Origin of the sequence: Janthinobacterium sp. HH104, from assembly GCF_001758715.1 — a bacterium.
Lineage (GTDB): Bacteria > Pseudomonadota > Gammaproteobacteria > Burkholderiales > Burkholderiaceae_D > Janthinobacterium > Janthinobacterium aestuarii.
The window spans coordinates 39701-59717 of the sequence record NZ_LRIB01000017.1 but is presented as its reverse complement, the minus strand read 5'-3'; the positions used below and the strand labels follow the sequence as shown (position 1 = coordinate 59717).

At 62.5% G+C, this 20017-nt stretch carries 15 protein-coding genes; 5 read left to right on the top strand and 10 right to left on the bottom strand.

Annotation, left to right across the window (positions count from 1 at the left end; genetic code table 11):
- The gene (locus JAB6_RS05030; protein ID WP_070301617.1) at window positions 1-903 is read left to right on the top strand and encodes a LysR family transcriptional regulator; all 903 of its coding nucleotides are present in this window, start codon (window positions 1-3) and stop codon (window positions 901-903) included.
- On the opposite strand, the gene JAB6_RS05025 is transcribed toward JAB6_RS05030, so the two are convergent.
- On the bottom strand, window positions 904-1314 hold the full coding sequence (locus tag JAB6_RS05025) for a 4-oxalocrotonate tautomerase family protein (RefSeq protein WP_070301616.1): 411 nt from the start codon (window positions 1312-1314) through the stop codon (window positions 904-906).
- A gap of 158 nt (window positions 1315-1472) precedes the next feature.
- Window positions 1473-3950, bottom strand: coding sequence for an IPT/TIG domain-containing protein (locus tag JAB6_RS05020; RefSeq protein ID WP_139143287.1), 2478 nt, complete (start codon window positions 3948-3950; stop codon window positions 1473-1475).
- A 650-nt stretch (window positions 3951-4600) separates the two neighbouring features.
- Here JAB6_RS05020 and metH point away from each other — a divergent pair.
- Both metH and JAB6_RS05010 read left to right on the top strand, forming a co-directional pair.
- Window positions 4601-8395, top strand: a complete 3795-nt coding sequence (gene metH, locus JAB6_RS05015) for a methionine synthase (protein WP_175444497.1) — start codon at window positions 4601-4603, stop codon at window positions 8393-8395.
- A 114-nt stretch (window positions 8396-8509) separates the two neighbouring features.
- The gene (locus JAB6_RS05010) at window positions 8510-8881 is read left to right on the top strand and encodes an SPW repeat protein (protein ID WP_051990989.1); all 372 of its coding nucleotides are present in this window, start codon (window positions 8510-8512) and stop codon (window positions 8879-8881) included.
- A gap of 96 nt (window positions 8882-8977) precedes the next feature.
- Here the strand turns inward: JAB6_RS05010 and JAB6_RS05005 are convergent, their stop codons facing one another.
- The 8 genes from JAB6_RS05005 to rsmB all read right to left on the bottom strand — a co-directional run bounded on the left by JAB6_RS05005 (window position 8978) and on the right by rsmB (window position 17203).
- On the bottom strand, window positions 8978-10258 hold the full coding sequence (locus JAB6_RS05005; RefSeq protein WP_034749309.1) for an EAL and HDOD domain-containing protein: 1281 nt from the start codon (window positions 10256-10258) through the stop codon (window positions 8978-8980).
- 137 nt (window positions 10259-10395) lie between these two features.
- Window positions 10396-11175, bottom strand: coding sequence for a class II glutamine amidotransferase (locus JAB6_RS05000; RefSeq protein ID WP_080698502.1), 780 nt, complete (start codon window positions 11173-11175; stop codon window positions 10396-10398).
- Between the two features lie 75 nt (window positions 11176-11250).
- A complete protein-coding gene (locus JAB6_RS04995) occupies window positions 11251-11508 on the bottom strand; it encodes a DUF3567 domain-containing protein (protein WP_034749313.1) in 258 nt (85 codons plus the stop codon).
- A gap of 150 nt (window positions 11509-11658) precedes the next feature.
- Complete coding sequence (locus tag JAB6_RS04990; protein WP_070301614.1) at window positions 11659-12066, bottom strand: GTPase; 408 nt, start codon at window positions 12064-12066, stop codon at window positions 11659-11661.
- The gene (locus tag JAB6_RS04985; protein WP_034749318.1) at window positions 12063-12782 is read right to left on the bottom strand and encodes a response regulator; all 720 of its coding nucleotides are present in this window, start codon (window positions 12780-12782) and stop codon (window positions 12063-12065) included. The genes JAB6_RS04990 and JAB6_RS04985 overlap by 4 nt, the downstream gene beginning before the upstream one ends.
- Before the next feature lie 98 nt (window positions 12783-12880).
- Complete coding sequence (locus JAB6_RS04980; RefSeq protein ID WP_070301613.1) at window positions 12881-15178, bottom strand: PAS domain-containing sensor histidine kinase; 2298 nt, start codon at window positions 15176-15178, stop codon at window positions 12881-12883.
- On the bottom strand, window positions 15178-15684 hold the full coding sequence (locus JAB6_RS04975; protein WP_235194189.1) for a DUF4390 domain-containing protein: 507 nt from the start codon (window positions 15682-15684) through the stop codon (window positions 15178-15180). Before JAB6_RS04975 ends, JAB6_RS04980 begins: the two co-directional genes overlap by 1 nt.
- Window positions 15685-15781: 97 nt before the next feature.
- Entirely contained in the window at window positions 15782-17203 is a 1422-nt protein-coding gene (gene rsmB, locus JAB6_RS04970; protein ID WP_070301612.1) for a 16S rRNA (cytosine(967)-C(5))-methyltransferase RsmB, read from the bottom strand.
- A 376-nt stretch (window positions 17204-17579) separates the two neighbouring features.
- Between rsmB and argS the strand changes: the two genes are divergently transcribed.
- Entirely contained in the window at window positions 17580-19289 is a 1710-nt protein-coding gene (gene argS, locus JAB6_RS04965) for an arginine--tRNA ligase (RefSeq protein WP_070301611.1), read from the top strand.
- Window positions 19290-19309: 20 nt separating this feature from the next.
- The gene (locus JAB6_RS04960; protein ID WP_070301610.1) at window positions 19310-20011 is read left to right on the top strand and encodes an SPOR domain-containing protein; all 702 of its coding nucleotides are present in this window, start codon (window positions 19310-19312) and stop codon (window positions 20009-20011) included.
- Window positions 20012-20017: the final 6 nt, after the last annotated feature.

Here is a 20017-nt window from a genome sequence, read left to right as displayed (position 1 = left end):
ATGGACCAGCTGACCGCCCTGCGCGCCCTGCGCCGCGTCGTGGAACTGGGCAGCTTCACGGCCGCCGGCGCCGCGCTGGGCATTTCCCACTCCATCGTCTCGCGCCAGGTGCGCCAGCTGGAAAGCCAGCTGGGCGCCCAGTTGCTCAACCGCACCACGCGCCGCTTCGCCCTGACGGCCGCCGGCCAGGAATACTACCTGGCCAGCCGCGATATCCTCGACGCCCTTGACGCTGCCGACCGCGCCGTCGCCATGCACCAGGCGCAACCGTCCGGCAGCTTGCGCATCAATGCGCCGATGGCTTTCGGCACCCTGGAACTGGCCGCCTGGCTGCCCGATTTCAGCCGCCAATATCCGCACATCCACATCGATCTCGTCTGCAATGACCGCATCGTCGACCTGATCGACGATGGCTTCGACGTGGCGCTGCGCCTGGCGCGCGGCTTGCCCGACTCCACCTTGGTGGCGCGCCAGCTGGCCAGCAGCCGCACGGTGGCCGTCGCCTCGCCCGCCTACCTGGCCCGCCATGGCCATCCGGCCACGCCGCAAGACCTGGTCCAGCACAATTGCCTGATGTACACCTCCGGCGAGAAGCCGGCGGAGTGGTCGTTCACCGATGGTGAAGGCGCCGCGCACAAGGTGGCCGTACGCGGCAGCCTGCAAGCCAATACGAGCGTGGCTCTGCGTGAAGCGGCCGTGGGGGGCATGGGGATTGCCGCCGCGGCCGGCTTCATCGTGCGCGACGCGCTGCGCAGCGGCCAGCTGGTGGAAGTCTTGCCCGGCTACACCTTGCGTCCACGCACCTTGTACGCGCTGTATCCGCACAGCCGCCAGCTGTCGCCGAAGGTCAGGGCCTTCATCGATTTTGCCGTGCAACACTATCAAAATCACCGCTGGGATTGATCAGGCCTGCTGTTGCAGCGCCTTGCGCACGGCGCGGAACTGCTGCGTCAAGCCGCCGTAGCCCCAGGCCGCCTGGCGCGCATCGTGCACATGGATGTAGCTGACGTCGTGCAAGGCGCCGAGATACTCGTGCATGGCGGCAAACACGGCGGCGATATACGCGGCCTTTTCCGCCGCCGTATTCGTTTCATCGCTGATCAGGATATCGAGGAAAAAACTGGCCTTGCCTTGCGCCTGCAACGAGGGCCCGCCGACAAACCAGTGCGCCGCGTCAAGATGGCTGATCGCCACCGACGTCAGCTCGGGCGCCTTGTGCAACAGTTGCGCCGTCAATTGACTCAGGGTGGCGGCGATGGCGGCCGACTGACGCGCATCGGGTGGCGTGGATAAACGCAGGTTCAGGATGGGCATGGGATGCTCCGCAAGTGGATGAAGCCCCATTCTAGGCAGGCGGGAGATAAAACGGCAGCCCCCGCCAGGCACAGGATCTGTGCAGTTTATGCACCAATGCCTGCGCGCATAAAAAAGGGCTTGCCGCGGCAAGCCCTTGTTGCATCGACCGCCCTTGCTTAGCGGCGCTGCACCTTCATCAGGCGTGCGCCCACGGACGACGACAGGCTGACCTCGAAGCGGCCACCGGCCGGCAAGGCGCTGACGTCGACGCTGGCTTTGCCACCCGTCAAGTCACTGGCGACCACCGTCTTGCGGCCATCGGCGGCCACGTGCAGCACGGCGGCGTACGGTTCCGCCTCGGCATTCCAGACCAGCGCCAGCTTGCCGCCGCTTTGTACCGCATCGAACGTGGCATCGTTGGCGGCGACCTTGCTGCGGCGCACCGGGCGCTCCAGCTTGGCCAAAGCCTTGCCATTTGCCAGCACTTGCACGTCGCTGATGTCGCCCGGGTTGGCGAAGCTGACGCGGAAATGGCTCATGGCGTTGCCGCCATGGTCGGCCACGGAGACGGCATCGAAGGGCAAGTCGATAGTCTGTCCCAACGCCGTCAGCACGCGCAAGGTATAAGCATGGCCGCTGCCGCTGGCCGCTGCGCCGATGCGCACCGACGAGGCAACGGCGGGACGCAGCCCCACGCCAGAAGGCGTGATACGGCCGGAAATCGTCAGATAGCCATTCTCGGCCACGGACATGCTGGCGGCCACCACATTGCTGCCCGTAACCTGCGTGCTGCGTTTCTCCAGGAATTGCTGTACGCGCACATAGCTGTAGTCGGAGAACCAGGCACCACTGCAATAGCTCATCACGTCTTTCATCGGCGTGCTGCCATAGACTGCCTTGCTCAACTGGCCAATGCTGCCCGCATAGCTGCTGTTGTACAGCGGTTGCGGACCCAGATCGCCATTCGCATACGGGTAGTCGGCAGCGGCGCCGGACGGACCGCCACAGGCAACGTGCTGCAACGAGTGGTTGTGACCCAGCTCATGCACCAGCGTAGTCAGCCATTCAGGCCATTGATTGCCGAATGGATCGACGGAGGCAATGCTGTTGAACCTGGCGTCCAGGCCGATGGCCGACGTGAAGTCGTTGCCGCTGCTGCGCTGGTTGATGTAGGCCAGGCCGGCGGCGCGCGTGGAGGACATTTTCGGCACGAAACCATAATAATAGGCGCCGCGGTCTTCCAGTGCGCGCTGGTTTTCCAGCTTGCCCAGGGTATCGCTCCACCAGCTGTCGGCCGTGCTGCTGCCAGGCATGCTCAGCGCCGCGCGCGTGGTGATGCTGATATTTTCCGCCGCATACGGATACACGCGCAGCAGCGCGGCACGGATCACCTCGGCGTCAGGCAGTTGCGCCACGCCATCATCGGTGCTCAACGGTACCAGCACCAGACGGATCCTGGCCAGGCTGGCCACCACGGGCGCCGCTTCCTGACTCACTTGCACGCCGTCATTGCCCACGGCCGTCACGCGCACGCGCACGCCAGGCAGAACCCAGCCGGACGGCAGGATGGCGCTGAAATTGCCGTTGAAACTGTAATCGCTTTTCGACGTCGGCAAGACCGATGGGCCGCTCATGGTGATGCTGCCCAGGTTGCTGCCATTGGCAGCCGTCGCATTCAAGGTCACGGCCGGGCTGGCCTGGCCTGTTTGCGTGGCCAGCACGGACACGCGCACGGCGGCCGGCTTGCCGCGCGTCAGGCGCAAGGCTGCATCGCTGGCATTCAAATTCAGTACCTGCGCGAAATCAATGCTGCCCAAGGTAAAGGCCGACACCGTGCCCGCATTCACGGCGATGCGCGAAGCGGCCGACAGCATCACGCTGCCCGTTGCCGACGCTGGCGCGGACAGCACCAGCTGGCTGGCACTGGCGCTGACGATGGCGGCTGGCGTACTGCCCACCGTGGCCGAGCTGACCTGGTCGAGATTGCTGCCCTGCAGCGTCACCGACAAGGTCGCGCCGTTGACGGCCGACACGATCGACGTCACTGCCACGTTTGCCAAGACCGTATACGTGTCGCTGCTGGCCACATCGTTGTAGGGACCGCGCACCGTCAGCGCGCCTGTCGCCGCACCCGCAGGCACCACCACCGTCACGCTGCTGGCCGTCTGGCTTTGCGGCGTTGCCGCAGCGCCATTGCCGAACTGCACCGCCGTCACGGCGCCCATGCCGCCGCCCGCGATCGTCACGCTGGAACCGACGCCGCCCGTTGCCGGTGCGACACTGCTCACGCTCAGCGGCAGGTACACGTTCACGTTATAGCTGGTGGTCGCCGTGCCGCTGGCGCTGACCAGGCTCAAGGCGCCCGTGACGGGCACGCCCGGCATGGCCAGGGTTACGCTGCTGTCGCTGCTGGCGCTGGCGGCAACGTTCACGCCGCCCACCTGAAAAGCCGTCACGCGGCTCAGATTCGTGCCCGTCACCACCAGGCTGCCACCCACGGCGACATTCGCCGCCGAGACGGCCGTCACGGCAGGAACCAGCACTGGCGTACCCGAGGTGGTCGCCACCACCGTGTCACCACCGCCACCGCCGCCTCCGCCGCAAGCGGACAGGCCCAGCACGACAAACAATGCTACAAGCAGATGGTTTTTCATGGCTGGCAACCATGTTGGTGCAGCGCGATGCCGGGGAGGACACGGGAGAAATGTGACATATTGGTGACTTTTGGTGAGAATATAATTTCGAAGAACCCATATTATGGGTTAATTCGATTCCCAAGGACAACTATTAATGCTTTTGATTCAATTGGTTTTGATAATAGTTAAAGTATCGACTTGGAAAGATTTATTCTAAGAATTATTCGCTTCACTCTGTCTTGTCTTAAATCAAAATTATTTTCCTTTGCAGCTATTGCCATTCAATTCATTAAAAAGATTCTGACAGTGCGCAAATAATGTGGAAATTTTTCCACAGCCTAGACGCCGTGCCTTCCTGCCAAGTTTGGCGGAAGAATTAACGTTTTGAGTAAGATTTTCAGGAATGTAATTTTCAGAAGCAGGCGCGGCGCAAGCTGATGTGTTGCAATGTGTTGCAACCTGGCCTGCTGTGGGGCGAACAGCCGCTTTTGCTTAAAACCAAAGCAGCCTGATGCCGTATAATTTTAGACCCGGTGAAATCAGGCGATTGCCACCTTCTGCCAGCCCTACCCGGCCGGCACACTCCGTCAGCTGATCCTGCTGACCCGCAACCGCCTCATACAGTCTTGTCGCCGCGCCGCCGCCCGTTTGCCTATTGAAAGCATGAAATGAACGATACCGTGATCCCCGCCATGTCCCCGACCGAAGCCACCTTGCGCGCCATCCTGGCGCAGCGGATCATGATCCTCGACGGCGCCATGGGCACGATCATCCAGCAATACAAGCTCGACGAAGAAGCGTACCGTGGCGGTCCCGCCGGCCGCTTCATCGATTTCGCCGCGCCGGCAGACAGTGGCGCGCGCGAACTGTTCGTCAAGGGCAACAATGAACTGCTGACCCTGACGCAGCCGCACATCATCCAGGAAATCCACGAGCGCTACCTGGCGGCCGGCGCCGACCTGATCGAAACGAATACCTTCGGCGCCACGACCATCGCGCAAGACGACTATCACATGGCCCACCTGGCCTATGAAATGAATGTGCAGGCGGCCAAGCTGGCGCGTGCCGCCTGCGACAAATATTCCACGCCGGACAAGCCGCGCTTCGTCGCCGGCGCCCTCGGGCCCACGCCAAAGACGGCGTCGATCTCGCCCGACGTGAACGACCCGGCCGCGCGCAACGTCACCTTCGATCAACTGGTGGCCGCCTACCTGCAACAGACGCAGGGTCTGGTCGAAGGCGGCGCCGACGTGCTGCTGGTGGAAACCATTTTCGACACCTTGAACTGCAAGGCGGCCCTGTTCGCCATCGACCTGTTCTACGAGCAAAACCCGACTGTCGTGCGCCTGCCCCTGATGATTTCCGGCACCGTCACGGATGCGTCGGGGCGCATTTTGTCGGGCCAGACCGTACCCGCCTTCTGGAATTCCGTGCGCCACGCGAAACCGCTGACCATCGGCCTGAACTGCGCGCTGGGCGCCGCCCTGATGCGTCCGTATGCGGAAGAGCTGGCCAAGATCGCCGACACCTTCGTGTGCATCTACCCGAACGCGGGCTTGCCCAACCCCATGAGCGACACGGGTTTCGACGAGTTGCCAGCCGACACGTCCGCCCTGCTGCGTGAATTTGCCGACGCGGGATTCTTGAACATGGCGGGCGGCTGCTGCGGCACCACGCCCGAGCACATCGCCGCCATCGGCCAATTGCTGTCGAAAAACACGCCGCGCACCGTGCCGGCCTCATCGCACGACCTGCGCCTTGCCGGCCTGGAACCGTTCGTCGTCAATGACGCGTCGCTGTTCGTCAACGTCGGCGAGCGCACCAACGTCACGGGCTCGAAGGCGTTCGCGCGCATGATTCTCAATGAGCAATACGACGAAGCCTTGTCCGTGGCGCGCCAGCAGGTGGAAAACGGTGCGCAAGTGATCGACATCAACATGGACGAAGCGATGCTCGATTCGCTGGCCGCCATGACGCGCTTTTTGAACCTGATCGCCTCGGAACCCGATATTTCGCGCGTGCCCATCATGGTCGACTCGTCGAAATGGTCGGTCATCGAAGCGGGCCTCAAATGCGTGCAGGGCAAGGCCATCGTCAACTCGATTTCCATGAAGGAAGGCGAAGAGGAATTCCTGCGCCAGGCGAAACTGTGCCGCCGCTACGGCGCTGCCGTCATCGTCATGGCTTTCGATGAAAAGGGGCAAGCCGACACCTTCGAGCGCAAGATCGAAATTTGCGCGCGCGCCTACCACCTGCTGATCGATGCGCTGGACTTCCCGCCCGAAGACATCATTTTCGATCCGAACATCTTTGCCGTCGCCACCGGTATCGAAGAGCACAACAACTACGCCGTCGACTTCATCAACGCCACGCGCTGGATCAAGGAAAACTTGCCGTACGCGAAGATCTCGGGCGGCGTATCGAACGTGTCCTTCAGTTTCCGCGGCAACGATCCAGCCCGCGAAGCCATCCATACCGTGTTCCTGTACCACGCGATCAAGGCGGGCATGACCATGGGCATCGTCAACGCCGGCATGGTCGGCGTGTACGACAACCTCGACCCGGAACTGCGCGAGCGCGTGGAAGACGTGGTGCTGAACCGCCGCGAAGACTCGACCGAGCGCATGATCGAATTTGCCGGCACCCTGAAGGCGGGCGGCAAGGCCGAAGCGCAAACCCTGGCCTGGCGCGAAGGCACGGTGCAGGCGCGCCTGTCGCACGCGCTGGTGCATGGCATCACGCAATTCATCGTGGAAGACACGGAAGAAGCGCGCCAGGAACTGCTGCACAATGGCGGGCGCCCCATCCACGTGATCGAGGGCCCCTTGATGGCCGGCATGGACGTGGTCGGCGACCTGTTTGGCCAAGGCAAGATGTTCCTGCCGCAAGTGGTGAAATCGGCGCGCGTCATGAAACAGGCCGTGGCCCACTTGATCCCGTTCATCGAGGAAGAAAAGCTGCTGGAAGAAAAACGCACGGGCATCGTCGCCAAGCCGAAGGGCAAGATCATCATGGCGACCGTCAAAGGCGACGTGCATGACATCGGCAAGAACATCGTCACCGTCGTTCTGCAGTGCAATAACTTCGAAGTAGTGAACATGGGCGTGATGGTGCCGTGCTCGGAAATCCTCGCCCGCGCCAAGGTGGAAAACGCGGACATCATCGGTCTCTCGGGCCTGATCACGCCGTCGCTGGAAGAAATGGCGTACGTCGCCAAGGAAATGCAGCGCGACGAACATTTCCGCATGCTCAAGATTCCCCTGCTGATCGGCGGCGCCACCACCAGCCGCGCCCACACGGCCGTGAAAATCGCGCACAACTACGAAGGCCCCGTGATCTACGTGCCGGACGCTTCGCGTTCCGTGTCCGTGGCGCAGTCGCTCTTGACGCCGGAGCAGCGCGACAAATACGTGGAAGACATCGAACTCGATTACGCGCGCATCCGCGAGCAGCACGCCAACAAGAAGGCCCTGCCCATCCTGCCGCTGGCGCAAGCGCGCGCCAACCGCATGGTCGTGCCGTTCGACGGCGCCTGCACGCCCGTGAAACCGAAGTTCATCGGCCGGCGCGTGTTTAAAAATGTCGACCTGGCCACCCTGGCCAACTACATCGACTGGGGCCCGTTCTTCCAGACCTGGGACCTGGCCGGCCCCTTCCCCGCCATTCTGACCGATGAAGTGGTGGGCGACGCGGCTACCAAGGTGTACGCGGAAGGCCAGGCCTTGCTGAAAAAACTCATCGACGGGCGCTGGCTGACGGCCAACGGCGTCGTGTCCTTGCTGCCAGCGAACAGCGTCAATGACGACGATATCGAGGTGTACACGGACGATACGCGCAGTACCGTGGCATTTACGTACTACGGCATGCGCCAGCAAGGCGTCAAACCCGTGGTCGACGGTGTGCAGCGTCCGAACCAGTGCCTGGCCGACTTCATTGCGCCGAAAGCATCGGGCGTGAAGGATTACATCGGCATGTTCGCCGTCACGTCCGGCCTGGGCATTGAAAAGTACGAAAAGCGCTTCGAGGATGCGCACGACGATTACTCGTCCATCATGCTCAAATCGCTGGCGGACCGCCTGGCCGAGGCGTTTGCCGAATACCTGCACGAGCGCGTGCGCAAGGATTTGTGGGGCTATGTGCCGGACGAGCACCTGGGCAACGACGACATGATCGCCGAGAAATATGTCGGCATCCGCCCGGCGCCCGGCTACCCGGCCTGCCCCGAGCACACGGTCAAGAAACAGATGTTCGAGGTCATGCAGGCCGAGGAAATCGGCATGCAGCTGACGGAATCGTATGCCATGTTCCCCGGCGCGGCAGTGTCCGGCTTCTATTTTGCCCACCCGGAGTCGAAATACTTCGTCGTCGGCAAGATCGGCATGGACCAGGTGGAAGACATGGCCAAACGCCGTGGCGCCAATATCGAGGACGTGGAACGCTGGCTGGCGCCCAATCTGTCATAATTTAAGCACAAGGCGCGCGGAACTTTCCGCGCGCCGCAGCGCACTAACGCAGTATGCCGGCCGGCATGCTGCATGCCCGCTCCGGCCCGTTCCCTGACTGGCTAAGGAGGATATATGGCAACCAACTTCAAACTGAAACGCTGGCAGGACCAAGTGATCCTGTTGCTGGGCTTATGGCTGGTCGTCTCGCCCTGGGCCTTTTCCTATCCCGAAGGCTCGCCGCAGATGATCAACGCCCTTGTCTCGGGCCTGGTGATCGCCGTGCTGGCCGCCTTCGACCTGTACAAGACCTATTTCTGGGCCGTCGTCGTCAACCTGCTTGTCGGCGTGTGGGTCGCCGCCTCGCCGTGGATCCTGCGGCTGGCCGATCAGCCCGTCGTCATGTGGAACGAACTGCTTGTCGGTATCGCCGTCGTCGTGCTGGCCCTGTGGGAACTGCGCACCGACCCCGAGCTGCACAAGCACTGGCCCGGGGCGGCAGCGTAGCGGCGTAAAAAAGCCCTGCTACGGCGACGCCGTGCAGGGCTTTTGAGAACGCGCCAACAATGTTGTCGGATTACGGCCCTTTGGGCCTAATCCGACCTACAGTGCGTAGCGGACGACGTTATCGCTCCACTCATAGGCGGCCATTTCCAGCTCCACCAGGTCGTCCGGCGACATGGCCAGGTCGCGCAGGGTCGGTACGATCTCGCCTTCCATGTCTTCGATGCGCTCGATGCATTCGGCCAGGCGCAGCAGGTCGCCGTAGAAGCCTTCGCGCGACAGCAGCGCTTCAGCCACTTCGTCGATCACTTCGATCTGGCTGAGGATTTCCGACATCGGCACGCCGAACAGGGTATCCATCAGCGACATGATGCCGACCGTGAAGGCGATATCGGCCGAGTGGGCGTGGTTCGGGCGCAGTTTATGTGCGAGCAATTCGAGCAAACGGCCGCGCGTGGTGGCCAGCATCAGCAGCGGCGTCATGCTATGGCCGCGCTTGCTTGGTTCCGCGTACAGCATGATTTGCAGCCAGCGCTGCAATTGGCGGCGGCCCAGTACGGTGACGGCCTGGCTCAGCGAATCGATGCGCTGGCGCGCGCCCACGGCCGGCGTATTGACCAGGCGCAGCAGGTTCAGGGCCAGGGACACGTCGCGCTTGATGGCGCGCTCGATATCCATGTTGTCGGCGTCCGACGTCACCAGGGTCATCAGTTCCATGACGGCCAGTTGCGACGGCGACAACTTCTTGCCCGTCATGATGGCCGGCTTGGCAAAGTAATAACCCTGGAAGTAATCGAAGCCCAGGTCCAGGCCCGACTTGAATTCTTCGCGCGTCTCGACCTTTTCCGCCACCAGTTTCTTGTTTTCCCGCTTGAAACGGGGCGCCAGCGCCGCCAGCACTTTCGGGTCGACCGTGCTCATGTCCATCTTGACGTACTGCACCAGCGGCAGCAGTTCCTGCACTTGCGCCGTATCGGAGACGACGTTTTCCAGCGCGAAGGTGAAGCCATGGCCCACCAGTTCGCTGATGCGCGCGCGCACTTCCGGCGTGACGGGCATCGATTCGACGATTTCCAGCACGACTTTTTCACGCGGCAGGAAGACGAAGATGTCGCTCATGATCACGTCGGCATCGACGTTGACGAAACCGAGCGCGTCGCCAATGACCTTTTCCATGCCCAGCTGGGAAGCGTGGGCGATGACGGACGCCGTGGCGGACAGGTCGCTGGTAATGTTGGCGGGGCCGACCGGAGCGTTGCGGAATAGCAACTCATAGCCGAACAGGGCCTGGTTGCGGTCGAGGATAGGTTGTCGACCCAGATAGAACTCGCGCACGCGCAAGGGTTTCGGGGTGATGTCGTTGCTGGAAATATCGATCATTAACTCTTCATCAATCACGTCGAGTGACACCGGCCGCGCCGCGCCCGCATCAAGGTTCACTATTGACAATACTTTAGCTGAATTCCGCCCGCGCTGTGGGTATTTTGGCAGCAATCCAGCGTATTGTCGTCAACAAATTAGGCCACTGGCGTGTCTTGCACCATCCCGTCGACAAATAATTTCAATTCGCCGGGCACAAACGCCGTCCATTGTTCATTCGTCGTCAGCGGCTGGGTAACGATCACGGCCACTCTGTCCTGGGGCGTCGTCACCTGGGAAAAGTCCACGCTCAGGTCTTCATCGGAGAGTTTAGCAGTTGGAAACGGATGTTGTCGCACCAGATAGTGCAAGCTGGTCGAGCAATGGGCAAACAGCGCCTCGCCGCTCGACAGCATCATGTTGAACGTGCCGTGGGCCGCGATGCTGGGCAACAAGTCCGCCAGCGCCGCATGCAGCTGCGGCAAAGCCGGCGGGGCGTCGCCAAAGCGCGCGTGCAATTCCTGCAGCAGGTAGCAGAAAGCCCGTTCGCTGTCGGTGCAGCCGACGGGACGGTAACTGCCCGTCAGCACGGGGTTGAAATCCTTCAAATCGCCATTGTGGGCAAAGACCCAGTAGCGGCCCCACAGTTCGCGCACGAAGGGGTGGCAGTTTTCCAGCGCCACCTGGCCTTGCGTGGCCTTGCGGATATGCGCGATGACATTGCGCGACTTGATCGGGTAGCGTTTGATCAGTTCGGCCACGGGCGAGGCGATGGCCGCCTGATGGTCGACAAAATGGCGCACGCCGGCGCCCTCGAAAAAGGCGATGCCCCAGCCATCATGGTGGGTATCTGTATGGCCGCCGCGCATGGCGAAGCCGGTAAAACTAAAGACAATGTCCGTGGGGACATTGCAATTCATTCCGAGAAGTTGGCACATGGTCTGTTTGCAGCTGGATAACACGGCCACCATACCACGCCCTGGCGGATTGGTATGGCGGCGATGGCCATCACATCAGTGCAACAGGACGGGCTGGCTCATGAGGGAATCGTAGCTGCCCAAGAATTCATCGATCTCTTCCATGCTCGGTTCGCTGGCGATCAATTCCGTGACGTCGCGGCGGAAGTTTTGCGCAAGGATACCGGCGATAAACGTTTCCCGCTTGCCCCCCTTGTCGACGATTTCATAGCCGCCAAAGCGCAGGGCTTCCAGGTCGCCATCGACGCCGAATTCCACGACGCTATATTGTTCGCTGTTATAGATCAGGTTCATTTTGCATCCTTCGCTCAAGCAAGAGAAACTCTTGCGGTTTCAGGACAGAGGTGGGGTTCACACGCCGCCATTTCAAGCGGCAAGGCCACCCTGCGGGCTACAGAGTTGTAACGAGATGCAAACTGCAACTGCGGTAAGACGGTCAGGAAACTACGTTGAGGAAACAAGCAAGTCCGCTTCCAGCGCCAGCAGGACATCGTAGGGACTGACGGTCAGCCAGGTGCGTAGCTGTTCGATATGCGAAGCGTCGGCCAGGCTGATGAACAGGCGCGCGGGTGGATGGCGCAGCAGACGATTTAATGTTACACGCAATACGAGATTGCCGCTGCAGCACAGGCAACCGGGCGCGATGCGCAACAGTTGCAATGGAAACGATGAGGAAGGGGAAATTTCTTCGGCCAGGTCGGCCAGGATGGCGTTGCCGTCGGCGAGACCCTCGAGGATCACGGCGGTCGCGTGGCCAGGCTGCAAGGCTTGCGCGATGGCCGCCTCGCGCTCGGCGGCGCGACCACCGCTGACCAGGGTCAGCGGCGTCGGACGCCGTACGGCTGACGTCACAGGCCTTTCTTGGCCAGCTTGCCCGGTTCGACGCCCAGCTGTTTCAGCTTACGATACAGATGGGTGCGTTCCAGGCCCGTTTTTTCCGCCACGCGGGTCATACTGCCGCCTTCGCGGCCCAGGTGGTGTTCGAAATACATGCGCTCGAACGCATCGCGCGCCTCGCGCAGCGGCAAGTCGAACGACAGGTTGTAGCCATGGCCTTCGGCCACCGCCGGTACGGCGATGCCTGGGCGCACCATCAGCTGTTGCGGTGCGCTGCCGCCAAAGCTGGGCACGGGATGGCTGCTTTCCTCGGCCACCACGGGCGCCACGGGACGCGGCGCCACGCTCGGCGCGCGCACGGTTTCCTGGGCCCGCGTCAAGCCTTGCTGGACCGCCTTCAGCAGTTTTTGCAGGGCAATCGGTTTTTCCAGGAAGTTCATGGCGCCGATGCGCGTCGCCTCGACCGCCGTATCGATGGTGGCGTGGCCCGACATCATGATCACCGGCATGGTCAGCAAGCCATCGCGCTGCCACTCCTTGAGCAAGGTGACGCCATCGGTGTCGGGCATCCAGATATCCAGCAATACCAGATCCGGCGCACCGGCGGCACGCGCTTCGCGCGCCTGCTGCGCATTTTCGGCCAGCTGGATAGCATGTCCTTCGTCGCCCAAAATTTCCGAGAGCAACTCACGGATACCCATTTCATCATCCACTACGAGTATGTTTGCCATTCGTGTCTTGCCTTCCTCATTTCGCCGGCCGTCGCGCACAAGATGCACGCGGCGGACAACTATGATTTTATTAGTGTTTTAAATACTAAACCAGACCCTCACGCCAGGAATTCCTGGGCAGGAGCGTCGGGAGCTAACTTTAACAGCAAAATGACCACCGAAGCGCCATTGCCGTCGACCCGGTTCTCGATATCGATGCGTCCGCCGTGTTCATCGATAATTTTCTTTACCATCGCCAGGCCCAATCCCGTGCCGCGGGCCTTCGAGGTCACATACGGCTCGAACGCGCGCGCCAGGATTTTGGGTGCAAAACCAGGACCATTGTCCGTGATGGCCAGCCGCACGGCGATATTCACGCCGCCGTCCGCACTGCGATAATGAATTGCTTCCGTCCTCACGTCAATCCGCGGATGCGGCGAGTCCGGCGGCAGGTCGGCCATGGCGTCCTGCGCGTTCTGCAGCAGGTTGTGAATCACCTGGCGCAACTGGGTCGGATCGCCCATCACCATCGGCAGATTCGGCGCCAGCAGCGGGTGGATGATGTCGCCATCGTCGCCGCGCAGGTACAGGTTCAGTATCTCTTCGATCAGCTCGTTCAGGCGCAGCGGCGTGAGCACGGCCGGCGGCGTGCGCGCATAGTCGCGGAAGTCGTCGACCATGCGCTTCATCGCATCGACCTGCTTGACGATGGTGGTGGTGGCGCGGCTGAGCAAATCCGCATCGGGCTGCTCCAGCTTGCCTTCGAGCTTCATCTGCAGGCGCTCGGCCGACAGCTGGATCGGCGTGAGCGGATTCTTGATTTCATGCGCAAGGCGGCGTGCCACCTCGCCCCAGGCGATCGAGCGCTGCGCGGAAATCACGTCGGAAATATCATCGAACACGACGATGTAGCCGCTGCCGGACTCCAGCGGCAGGCGCGAACCGCGCGCCAGCAGGGTGATGTCATGCTCGTCGGCACTGCTGCCCAGGCGGCGCGGAATCTCGATCTGCCGCTGCCAGTGCAGACGCTGCTGGTTGCGGCCCGACGCCGATTGCGCGCTTTGCGCCGTGAAGGCGCTGATGATGGCGCCGCCAAATTCTTCCATTCCAGCAATATGCGCCAGCGGCTGGCCCACCATGCTCGTGCCCGAATGCTGGAGGATGCGCTCGACCGATTCATTGCAGGTCACCAGCTTGAAGTCGCCGTCGAGCACCATCACGCCGGCCGACATGTTCGCCAGCACCGATTCCAGGTGGGCCTTGGCGTTTTGCAAGGCAGCACGGTTGCTTTCCACGGCCGTGCGCGCATCGAGCAACTGGCGCGTCATGATGTTGAACGACTGCGTCAGGGTACCCAGTTCATCCTTGGTGGCGACGATGGGGCGCGGCGACAGGTCGCCTTCGGCCACGGCGCGCGTGCCTTCGGCCAGCAGCAGCAGGGGCTGAGCCAGGTTGCCCGCGATCAGGAAAGCGCTGCCGATGGCGCCAAAGATGGCCAGCAGCAAGGTCAAAGTGAGGATTTCCATGTACATCTTGCGCAGACCCACGCGCGCGACGAAACGTTCCTTGTATTCGCTGTAGGCGGCGCGCAGCACTTCGCCATTCGTCGCCAGCTTGGGCGGCACCGCCTGCAGCAGTTGCAGATAGCGGGGCGACACGGACGGCCCCGGCACGGCCACCAGCACGCGCAGGCGCAGGCTGGCCGCCGTTTCCAGCGACGCCGGCAGGCCCGAGCGGAAACCGCCGCCGCCCGACTCCGTGCCATCGTCGTGCAATTCCAAGCCCCCTTCGGCCGAGGCATAGCCGGCCGGCGAGGCCGCCTGCACCAGCATGGCCGGCGTCGGCAAGTCGGCCGCGCTGTGCGGCCCGGCGCTGGCCAGCAGCACGCCGTCGCCGCTGACGAGCATGGCGTTTTGCATGCCCTCCTCGCGCAGCAGGCTGGTCAGCACGGCCGGGCCGGCCACCGGGTCGGCGCCCATTTCTTCGACCGCCTTGTGACCCCGGTGATCGAGCTCGACCAGGGCCGCATCGAGGCCGGCACGGCCCAGCTCAATCCCCGATTCCAGCGCCGCTTCGATCTTGACGTTGAACCAGGATTCGATGGAGTGGGAGACGAATTGCACGGAGACAAGGAAAATCACGAGGCCCGGCAGGATGCCGACGGCGGCGAACAGCATCACCAGGCGCGTCATCAGCTTGGAGCCGAACTTGCCGCTCTTGTAGCGCGCGTACAGGCGGGCCAGGGAAATACCCACCAGCGCCAGCAGGGACACGGCGACGGCCGCGTTCAGGCCCAGCAGCCAGGTGTAGTAACGGTCGAAAAAGCCGGAATTGTCGGAAGCCGACGCCAGCAGGAACAGCAGGATACTGACAATGCCGCCGCCCACCACCAGCAGATAGCGCAATGCTTGACTCACTACTCCGCCGTATACAAAAAGGTTTTTTTATTCGAAGCCAGGCGCCAGTCGCTGTTATTGAAGGCATTGACCTGTATCGGCTTGGGCAGGTAGTCGCGGTCCATGCCCATGCGCAAGGTGACGTTATACGTCTGCCCCACTTTCAGTTCGCCGCGCCGCGCCACCAGCCAGCGGCTGGGACGGCGGATCAGGAACAGCGCATCGTCGAGCGTGGCAAAGCTTTGCTGCAAGCCGCCGCCCGACACGTGGTACTGGCGCGTGAGCACGTTGTACGACAGCCGGCTGGTCTGGCGCGCCACGATGGCCTTTTCATCGAACCAGTACCAGCGGGGCCGGGTCAGTTCGATTTCCGTCGTGAAAAACAGCGGCACGCCATGCTGCACGGCATCATCGAGGTCATGATTGAGCTCGAAGGAATATGTGGCGGCCAGCTTGTAGCCCTCTTCGCTAGACTCGATGTAGGCACGGGTGATCTCGACCATATCGGCGGCATGCGCGCGTGGCATGGTACATGCCAGCATCAGCAGCAGGGCCAGGAGTCGGAAGAGTCGTGTTGTCACAAGTGTGCCGGTGTAGTCCGTAGGATAAGGTTCGACGAATCGCTCAAGCCGCATTTTTTTGGAATAGCGCATAGAACAAACCGTCGTGGTCCTGCTCCGCGCTGCCGGTCGGCAACAGCTGGCCAGGCGCTGTCAATCGGGTCGCATTATTGCGCACCGCAAATGCCGCCGCCTGTGCCTCGGACTCCTGCGGCCACAATGAACATGTCACGAACAGCAATTTACCATCGGGGCGCAGCATCTGCCACAGGTTGTCCAGAATTTTGGATGAAAGTGTTGCAAGTTGGAACGCGTCACCCTTGCGGCGCAACCAGCGGATATCGGGATGGCGGCGCACGATGCCCGAGGCCGTGCACGGCACGTCGGCCAGGATGCGGTCGTACTGCTGGCCGTCCCACCACGCGCTCGATTGCGCATCCTGCGCCTTCAGGGTGGCGTCCAGGCCCAGGCGCTCGAGGTTTTCCGCGATGCGCGGCAGGCGCTTGGCGTCCGCGTCGATGGCGGTCACGTGCACGTCGGCCAGTTCCAGGATGTGGCAGGTCTTGCCGCCCGGCGCCGCGCAGGCATCGAGCACGCGCATGCCGTCCTGCAAGTCGAGCAGCGGTGCGGCCAGTTGCGCGCCGGCATCCTGCACAGAGACGACGCCCTGCTCGAAGCCGGGGATCAGGGCCACGCCGATCGGTTTATCCAGGCGCACGGCGAACGGTCCCACCTGGCGCGCGGCGATGCCCGCTTCCTGCAGCACGGCCAGATACGCTTCCACCGTGCTCTTGCGGCGATTCACGCGCAGGGTCAATGGCGGCACGGCATTGCCGGCCGTCAAAATGGCTTGCCAGTCGCGCGGATAGGCCAGGCGCAGCGAGTCAATCCACCACTGCGGATAATTCCATTGCGCCAACGGTTGCTGCAGGGCCGCTTCCAGCAAGGATTTGCGCTCGCGCAAGAAACGGCGCAAGACAGCGTTGACCATGCCCTTGGCGTGCGCCAGGTCAGGGTGCGACGTGGCGACCGTGACGGCCTGGTCGACCACCGTGAATTCTTCGTATGGCTGCTCGCCCGGCTCGGCCGACATCAAGGACAGCGCGCAGCACAGCAAGGCGGCCAGCATCGGCGGCTCGGGCGCCTTCGACGTCATCAGGCCGACCAGGGTTTCGCTGCGGCCCAGCTGGCGCATGGTACGGTAGGAAATATCCTGGATGGCGCCGCGCGCCTGCGGGCTGGCGTTCGATTGCGTAAACACCTTGGCCAGCGCCTGCGGCAAGGCCGTTCCCGTGCGCACTTGCGCTATGGCATTGGCCGCGCCCAGCAGGCAAAACGCCAGCGAGTCGGCGCGCAAATCGGGCTGGAAGCCTGGCTGCAAGACCGGTTTCAGGTCGGGATGGTAGCTGGGACGCAATTTCGGTACGGCAGGAGCCTGGCCTGGCGCCGGCTTGGTTTTCAATTTCAGCGTGGGGCGCTTGTTCATAGTTATCCGGTGTGGCTGCGCGCGGCGGGCTGCATGGAGGCAAAGTCGCGGCCGCGCGTCATCAATAAAGGGTCGATTGTAGCGTTTGTGGCGCCCTCTGGCCCAAGCGATTGCAGCGATACCTGTAAATTGCGGCAAAAAACTGCATATATACAAGCAGAATGCACCATGCTGATGTTTTCGCGCACCAACATGGGCATGCTGTCCTGATAATATCGTGAAACGCGCCAGCACGGGAACACTGCCGGCTGGCGTATTGTTCCCGGCGGCAAACCAGTATAATTAACGCAGTCTGGGCGGCTTGTGTACTTGCCGTCCGTTTTGCTTTTTGATTCATTCTATTCATTCTTAACGCGGTTCCACCGCCATCCTGCTCATGCTCGCCCAACAGAAACAAGAAATCATCGCCCTGTTCCAGGCCGCCCTCGCTCCCGTCCTGGCCGGCACTACGCTCGAGCCTACCGTGGTGCTCGAGCGACCACGCGATGCATCGCATGGCGACGTCGCCTGCAATATCGCCATGCAACTGGCCAAGCAGCTGAAACAGAATCCCCGCGAACTGGCGCAAACCATCGTGACGGCCGTGCTGGCCAACCCGGCCGGCAAGGGCCTGGTCGAGGCAGTGGAAATCGCCGGTCCCGGCTTCATCAACGTGCGCGTGTCAAACGCCGCCAAGCAGGCCGTGGTGAAAACCATCCTGGGCGAGGCCGACAGCTATGGCCGCAGCACGGCAGGCGCCGGCAAGCAAGTCATCCTGGAATTCGTCTCGGCCAACCCGACCGGTCCGCTGCACGTGGGCCACGGCCGCCAGGCGGCCCTGGGCGACGCCCTGTCCTCGCTGTTCGACGCGCAAGGCTACAAAGTGACGCGCGAGTTCTACTATAACGACGCGGGCGTGCAGATCCAGACCCTGGCCAACTCCGTGCAGGCGCGCGCGCGCGGCTTCAAGCCGGGCGACGCCGAATGGCCCGAGTCCGCCTACAACGGCGACTACATCGCCGATATCGCCAACGACTTCAAGGCCGGCAAGACCGTCTCGGCCAGCGATGGCCAGCCTGCCACGGCCAATGGCAACGTGGAAGACATCGACTCGATCCGCCCGTTCGCCGTCACCTACCTGCGCAACGAGCAGGACATCGACTTGCAGGCGTTCGGCGTGAAGTTCGACAATTACTACCTGGAATCGTCGCTGTACGCGGACGGCAAGGTCAATAACGCCGTCGAAACCTTGATCAAGGCGGGCCACACCTACGAGCAGGATGGCGCGCTGTGGCTGCGCACCACCGACTTCGGCGACGACAAGGACCGCGTGATGCGCAAGACGGACGGCACCTACACGTATTTCGTGCCGGACGTCGCGTACCACTTGGTGAAATGGCAGCGCGGCTTCGTGCAGGCCATCAATATCCAGGGCAGCGACCACCACGGCACCATCGCCCGCGTGCGCGCCGGCCTGCAGGCCGTCGACATGGGCATCCCGCAAGGCTACCCCGACTACGTGCTGCACAAGATGGTCACCGTCATGAAAGACGGCGAAGAAGTCAAGATTTCGAAGCGCGCCGGCTCCTACGTGACCGTGCGCGACCTGATCGAATGGTCGGGCGGCGGCGACATCGCCAAGGGCCGCGACGCCGTGCGCTTCTTCCTGATCTCGCGCAAGGCCGACACGGAATTCGTCTTCGACGTCGACGTGGCGCTGAAAACCACCGATGAAAACCCCGTCTATTACGTGCAGTACGCGCATGCGCGCATCTGCCGCATCCTGGAAAACTGGGGCGGCGATGAAAGCACGGTTGCCGGCGTTGACCTGTCTCCCCTGACGGCGCCGACGGAAGCGACCCTGCTGGCGACCCTGGCCGCCTATCCGGAAATGCTGGCGCGCGCGCAAGCGGAACTGGGACCGCATCAAGTCGCCTTCTACCTGCGCGACCTGGCCGCCAACCTGCACAGCTTCTACTTCGCCGAAAAAGTGCTGGTCGAGGACGAAGCCGTCAAGATGGCCCGCCTGGCTCTCGTCATCGCCGCGCGCCAGGTACTGCGCAACGGCCTGGCACTGATCGGCGTGTCCGCGCCAAACAAAATGTAATCGCGAAGGTCAAACAGTCAATGAATCATGTTTCCCGCTTCTCTTCGTCCCGGCGCCAGCAGGGCAATACCCTGGTCGGCATCATCATCGGCCTGGTCATCGGCCTGGGCATCGCCGTCGTGGTCGCCCTGGTGATCACCAAGGGCGCCTCGCCGTTCACCGACAAGTCGGGCAAGGCCGGCAAATCGGCCGAACCGACGGCCGGCCAGATCGCCGACCCGAACAAGCCGATGTACGGCAACAAGGAAGCGGCCAAGGAAGCGGCGCGCGACTTCTCCAAGGAGCCACGCGAGATCGTCACGCCGACGCAGCCGGCAGCACCGGCGCCAGCTCCCGCGCAGCAGCCGAAGGCGCCGCCGCCGGACGCGCTGCAGGAATTGATCGGTACATTGAAAGACAAGCCAGCGCCGAAAACACCGGTGGCAGCGCCAGCGCCGCAAGCGAAGGCCGACGTGAAAGAGGCGAAGGCCGATGCAGCCAGCGACAAATGGATTTATTATCTGCAGGCCGGCGCCTTCCACGACATGTCGGACGCCGAAAGCACGCGCGGCAAACTGGCGCTGCTCGGCTTCGAAGCGGCCATCAGCGACCGCAGCACCGACGCCGGCGTGCTGCACCGCGTGCGCATCGGGCCGTTCAACCAGCTCGAAGCGATGAACCGCGCGCGCACCAAACTGTCTGAAAACGGCATCGACGTCGCCGTCGTCCGCAACCAAAAATAAGGAACC

Excerpts from the sequence above, each read along its gene's own strand:
- JAB6_RS05030 (WP_070301617.1), top strand. The coding sequence starts at position 1 with ATGGACCAGCTGACCGCCCTGCGCGCCCTGCGCCGCGTCGTGGAACTG.
- JAB6_RS05025 (WP_070301616.1), bottom strand. The coding sequence starts at position 1,314 with ATGCCCATCCTGAACCTGCGTTTATCCACGCCACCCGATGCGCGTCAG.
- JAB6_RS05020 (WP_139143287.1), bottom strand. The coding sequence starts at position 3,950 with ATGAAAAACCATCTGCTTGTAGCATTGTTTGTCGTGCTGGGCCTGTCC.
- metH (WP_175444497.1), top strand. The coding sequence starts at position 4,601 with ATGAACGATACCGTGATCCCCGCCATGTCCCCGACCGAAGCCACCTTG.
- JAB6_RS05010 (WP_051990989.1), top strand. The coding sequence starts at position 8,510 with ATGGCAACCAACTTCAAACTGAAACGCTGGCAGGACCAAGTGATCCTG.
- JAB6_RS05005 (WP_034749309.1), bottom strand. The coding sequence starts at position 10,258 with ATGATCGATATTTCCAGCAACGACATCACCCCGAAACCCTTGCGCGTG.
- JAB6_RS05000 (WP_080698502.1), bottom strand. The coding sequence starts at position 11,175 with ATGTGCCAACTTCTCGGAATGAATTGCAATGTCCCCACGGACATTGTC.
- JAB6_RS04995 (WP_034749313.1), bottom strand. The coding sequence starts at position 11,508 with ATGAACCTGATCTATAACAGCGAACAATATAGCGTCGTGGAATTCGGC.
- JAB6_RS04985 (WP_034749318.1), bottom strand. The coding sequence starts at position 12,782 with ATGGCAAACATACTCGTAGTGGATGATGAAATGGGTATCCGTGAGTTG.
- JAB6_RS04975 (WP_235194189.1), bottom strand. The coding sequence starts at position 15,684 with ATGCCACGCGCGCATGCCGCCGATATGGTCGAGATCACCCGTGCCTAC.
- rsmB (WP_070301612.1), bottom strand. The coding sequence starts at position 17,203 with ATGAACAAGCGCCCCACGCTGAAATTGAAAACCAAGCCGGCGCCAGGC.
- argS (WP_070301611.1), top strand. The coding sequence starts at position 17,580 with ATGCTCGCCCAACAGAAACAAGAAATCATCGCCCTGTTCCAGGCCGCC.
- JAB6_RS04960 (WP_070301610.1), top strand. The coding sequence starts at position 19,310 with ATGAATCATGTTTCCCGCTTCTCTTCGTCCCGGCGCCAGCAGGGCAAT.